Raw genomic sequence first — 4897 nt, forward strand, 5'->3', positions numbered from 1 at the left:
ACACCCACCCCCCCCCCTGCGCCCCCCCCGCCCGCCGCCGGCGGCGGCGCCCCCCCCCCCCCGGCGCCCCCCCCCCCCGCCCGGCGCGGCGCTGCGGGTCAGCCCTGCGGCAGCGAGGCCAACTGGGCGGTGATCCGGGCGATGTCGGCCTCCGCGGCCTCCTGGCGGCCGCGGATCTTCGCGACCACCTCGTCCGGGGCCTTCGCCAGGAAGGCCTCGTTGCCGAGCTTCGCGGCGGTCTGCGCCTTCTCCTTGTCGGCGACCGCGAGGTCCTTCTGGAGGCGCTTGCGCTCCGCCGCGACGTCGATGGTGCCCGAGAGGTCCAGGGCGACCGTGGCGCCGGCGACAGGCAGCGAGGCGGTGGCCGCGAAGCCGGCCTCCGGCTCGGTCAGGCGCAGCAGCGAGCGGATCGCGTCCTCGTGCGGCACCAGCGCGGTGCCCGCCAGCTCCAGCTGGGCCGGGACCCGCTGGCTCGGCTTCAGGCCCTGGTCCGAGCGGAACCGGCGGACCTCGGTGACCACCTGCTGCAGGACGGCGATCTCCGCCTCGGCGTCGGCGTCGCGGAAGCCGCTGTCCTTCGGCCAGGCGGCGACGACCACCGACTCGGCGCCGGTGAGCGTCGTCCACAGCGCCTCGGTGACGAAGGGGACGATCGGGTGCAGCAGCCGCAGCGTGACGTCCAGGACCTCGCCGAGCACCCGGCGCGAGGCGTCGGCCTGCGCACCGCCCTTGGCCAGGGTGGTCTTGGAGAGCTCGACGTACCAGTCGAAGACCTCGTCCCAGGCGAAGTGGAACAGGGCGTCGGCCAGCTTGGCGAACTGGTAGTCCTCGTAGTACGCGTCGACCTCGGCGACCACCGCGTTGAGGCGCGAGAGGATCCACCGGTCGGCGGCGGTGAGCTGCTCGGCGGCGGGCAGCTCGCCCGCCACGGTGGCGCCGTTCATCAGCGCGAACCGGGTGGCGTTCCAGATCTTGTTGCAGAAGTTCCGCGAGCCCTTGACCCAGTCCTCTCCGACCGGCACGTCGGCGCCGGGGTTGGCGCCGCTGGCCAGGGTGAAGCGGACGGCGTCGGCGCCGTAGGCGTCCATCCAGTCCAGCGGGTCGACGACGTTGCCGAAGGACTTCGACATCTTCTTGCCGCGCTCGTCGCGGACCAGGCCGGTCAGCGCGATGGTGTGGAACGGCGGCGTGCCGTCCATCGCGTACAGGCCGAACATCATCATCCGGGCGACCCAGAAGAAGATGATGTCGTGTCCGGTGAGCAGGACGTCGGTCGGGTAGAACTTCTCGAGGTCCGGGGTCTGCTCGGGCCAGCCCAGCGTGGAGAACGGCCACAGGCCGCTGGAGAACCAGGTGTCCAGGACGTCCTGGTCCTGGTGCCAGCCCTCGCCGGCCGGCGGCTGCTCGTCCGGGCCCACGCAGACGACCTCGCCGTCCGGGCCGTACCAGACCGGGATGCGGTGGCCCCACCACAGCTGGCGCGAGATGCACCAGTCGTGCATGTTGTCGACCCAGCTGAAGTAGCGGTTCTCCAGCTCCTTGGGGTGGATCTGCACCCGGCCGTCGCGGACCGCGTCGGCGGCCTCCTTGGCCAGCGGGCCGACCTTGACCCACCACTGCAGCGACAGGCGCGGCTCGACCACGGTCTTGCAGCGCGAGCAGTGGCCGACGGCGTGCATGTAGGGGCGCTTCTCGGCGACGATGCGCCCCTCGGAGCGCAGTGCGCCGACCACGGCGGAGCGGGCCTCGAAGCGGTCCAGGCCGAGGAAGGGGCCGTGCACGGTGATGAGGCCGCGCTCGTCCATGACGGTGAGGCTGGGCAGGCCGTGCCGCTGGCCGATGGCGAAGTCGTTCGGGTCGTGGGCGGGCGTCACCTTGACGGCGCCGGTGCCGAACTCCGGGTCGACGTGCTCGTCGGCGACGACCGGGATCTCACGGTCCGTCAGCGGCAGCTTGATGGTGCGGCCGATCAGGTGCCGGTACCGCTCGTCCTCGGGGTGGACGGCGACCGCGGTGTCGCCGAGCATCGTCTCGGCCCGGGTGGTGGCGACCACGATCGAGTCGTCGCCGTCGCCGTAGCGGATGGAGACCAGCTCGCCGGGGACCTCGTCGTGCTCGACCTCGATGTCGGAGAGCGCGGTGAGGCAGCGCGGGCACCAGTTGATGATGCGCTCGGCACGGTAGATCAGGCCGTCGTCGAACAGCTTCTTGAAGATGGTCTGGACGGCCTGCGAGAGGCCCTCGTCCATGGTGAAGCGCTCGCGCGACCAGTCCACGCCGTCGCCGAGGCGACGCATCTGGCCGAGGATCTTGCCGCCGTAGTTCTCCTTCCACTCCCAGACCTTCTCGACGAAGGCCTCGCGGCCCAGGTCGTGCCGGGAGAGGCCGGACTCGGCGAGCTGCTGCTCGACCTTGTTCTGGGTCGCGATGCCCGCGTGGTCCATGCCGGGCAGCCAGAGCGCCTCGAAGCCCAGCATCCGCTTGCGGCGGGTCAGGGCGTCCATCAGCGTGTGCTGGAAGGCGTGGCCGAGGTGCAGTGCACCGGTCACGTTCGGCGGCGGGATGACGATGGTGTACGCCGGCTTGTCGCTCTTGGCGTCGGCGGTGAAGTAACCGCGCTCCACCCAGCGCTCGTACAGCTCGCCCTCTACCTCGGCCGGGGCGTAGGTCGTCGGGAGGGTGGCTGCGTCGTCCCCGGGGTAGGAGCTCTCGGGGCGCTGGTTCGTCGTGTCGGTCACGACGCACAGTTTACGGAAGACAGGGGGGCCGTTACGAACCACTTCCCCCCGCGACCACCCGCACGAGGGCGGACAGGTGTGCGGTAGCGTGCCCGGATACCCGGCCGGGAGACCGTACGGGTACCGACGGCGGGCACGCCGAAGAGTAGGCCGCGGGCGACCGCGGCGGGGGAGAGTGTCGATGTACGGCCAGGGTCAGCAGTATCCGCAGGGTCAACCGCAGCAGCCGCCGTACGGGCAGCCGCCGCAGTACGGCGGGCAGCCCCAGCCGCCCGCGTACGGCTACCCGCAGGCGCAGCCCGCCCCGCCGTACGGCGCACCGCAGCCCCCGTACGGCGCGCCCCAGCAGCCGGCCTACCCGCAGGCCCCCGTCCCGCAGCCGCCCTACGGCGGCGGGCCCGGCGGCTACCCGCCGCCGCAGCGGCCCAAGGGCAACACCGGGCTGGTGATCGGCCTGGTGATCGGTGCCGTGGTGCTGGTCGGCGGCGGCCTCGCGGTCTGGGGCCTGTCCAGCGGCAGCACCAAGGGCGGCGGCAGCAGCACCACCGCGGGCACCACCGGCGGCAGCACCGGCACCACCGGAGGGGGCGGCACGGCCGCCGCCGCCTACAAGATCGACACTCCGCTCACCCTGCTCGACGGCTACGCCCAGAAGACGGCGACCTCGGCGCCGGCCACGCCGGGCCCGAGCGCCGATCAGAAGAGCGTCTGCGAGCACGACCCGATCGGGGTCATCACCAGCTACAGCAAGTCGGCCACCGACATCATCCAGATCCTCGGCTGCTACGGCACCATCGCCAGTCCGTCGGCGGCGATGGCCACCTTCGAGATGCTGTCGACCAAGCCCACCACGATCGGCAGCACCACCGTGCAGGGCCACTGGACGACCCCGCTGGCCGACTACCCCGCGGGGTCGGCGGGCGGCTCCGGCGCCAAGCTCAAGTGCGGCGTGTTCAGCAACAGCAGCGGCGGCAAGACCATCAGCGGCAGCACCGTCTGCTTCTGGACGGACCACTCCACCGCGGCCGAGGTCGTCTTCAACAACCTCTCGCTCGGCGGGAAGCTCACGCCCTCCCAGGCCGCCGAGAAGGCGCGCTCGATCCGGGACGCCATGATCGTCAAGAAGTAGGCGGGCCGCCTCCGGCCCGCTCCCCCCACCTCGCGCAGTCGGAAAGGACGCCGGTGACCGACCAGAACCCCTACGGTGCCCCTCCCCCGCCCGGGCCGCCGTACGGCACCCCTCAGCCGCCGGCGCAGTCCGGGTACGGCGCGCCCCAGCCCGGCTGGGGCGCCGGGGTCCCGCCGCAGCAGCCGCCGGCCTACCCGGCCGCGGGCTACGGGGTGCCGCAGCAGCAGCCCTGGGGCGGGGGCTTCGTGCCGCCGCCGCCCCAGCAGTCCCGGCGCACGCTCTGGGTGGTGCTCGGCTGCGTGGCCGGCGCCATCCTGATCGGCGGCGGCCTGCTCGGGTACGTCGCCTATGACGCCGCCTCAAAGAGCGGCGGCACCGGCACGAGCACCGGCACCACCGGTACGAGCGCGGGCACCACCGGCTCGACGAGCGGCTCGACCGGCGGCTCCGGATCGGGAACGGGCATCGGCGCCGCCAAGATCTCCCTGCCCGCGCAGTTCCAGGGCCTGCCCCGGGAGGACGACAACCCGCTCGCGGTCAAGCTCAAGGCGGGCCTGGACTCCTCGCTGGACAGCGGCGGCGCCTGGTCGCCGACCCCGGTCAGCACCGTCTACACCGACGGGACGAAGGTGGTCGCGGTGTTCGGCGGCTACGGCACCGTGATCGGGCCGCGCGCCCAGGTCGACGCCTTCCTCACCAACTTCGAGAAGGGCGCGACCGCGCAGGGCACCACCTTCAGCGGCCGCCGGGACTTCTCCCCCGGTCCGCGCGGGGGCCGGCTGACCTGCGAGGTGATGCACGCACCGACCGAGGACGACAGCCTGTGCGTCTGGGCGGACGGCTCCACGCTGGTCGCGGTGCTGACCGGCGAGGCGGAGCGGTCCGGGGACGTGAACCTGGACGAGGCCGCGGCCTCCGCCCTCGAACTGCGCGCCGCCGCCGAGGTCGCGAAGTAGCGGCCGGCCCGGGGGTACGACAGGGGGGCGGGGCGGCGCACGGGGGGGGGGGGGAGCGGGCGCGGTGGGGGGAG

At 73.1% G+C, this 4897-nt stretch carries 3 protein-coding genes; 2 read left to right on the plus strand and 1 reads right to left on the minus strand.

The genetic code is table 11. The features are described from left to right. Positions 1-98: 98 nt before the first annotated feature. Entirely contained in the window at positions 99-2738 is a 2640-nt protein-coding gene (locus tag ACFV0G_RS02340) for a valine--tRNA ligase (protein WP_380540236.1), read from the minus strand. 181 nt (positions 2739-2919) lie between these two features. On the opposite strand from ACFV0G_RS02340, the gene ACFV0G_RS02345 reads away from it, so the two are divergent. Beyond that, a complete protein-coding gene (locus ACFV0G_RS02345) occupies positions 2920-3867 on the plus strand; it encodes a hypothetical protein (RefSeq protein WP_380540239.1) in 948 nt (315 codons plus the stop codon). A gap of 53 nt (positions 3868-3920) precedes the next feature. Beyond that, positions 3921-4823 carry a hypothetical protein gene (locus tag ACFV0G_RS02350; protein ID WP_380540242.1) on the plus strand — a complete coding sequence of 301 codons (903 nt, stop codon included), beginning with the start codon at positions 3921-3923 and terminating at the stop codon, positions 4821-4823. Positions 4824-4897 lie beyond the last annotated feature (74 nt).

Source organism: Kitasatospora sp. NPDC059571 (assembly GCF_042735675.1).
Classification (GTDB): Bacteria; Actinomycetota; Actinomycetes; order Streptomycetales; family Streptomycetaceae; genus Kitasatospora.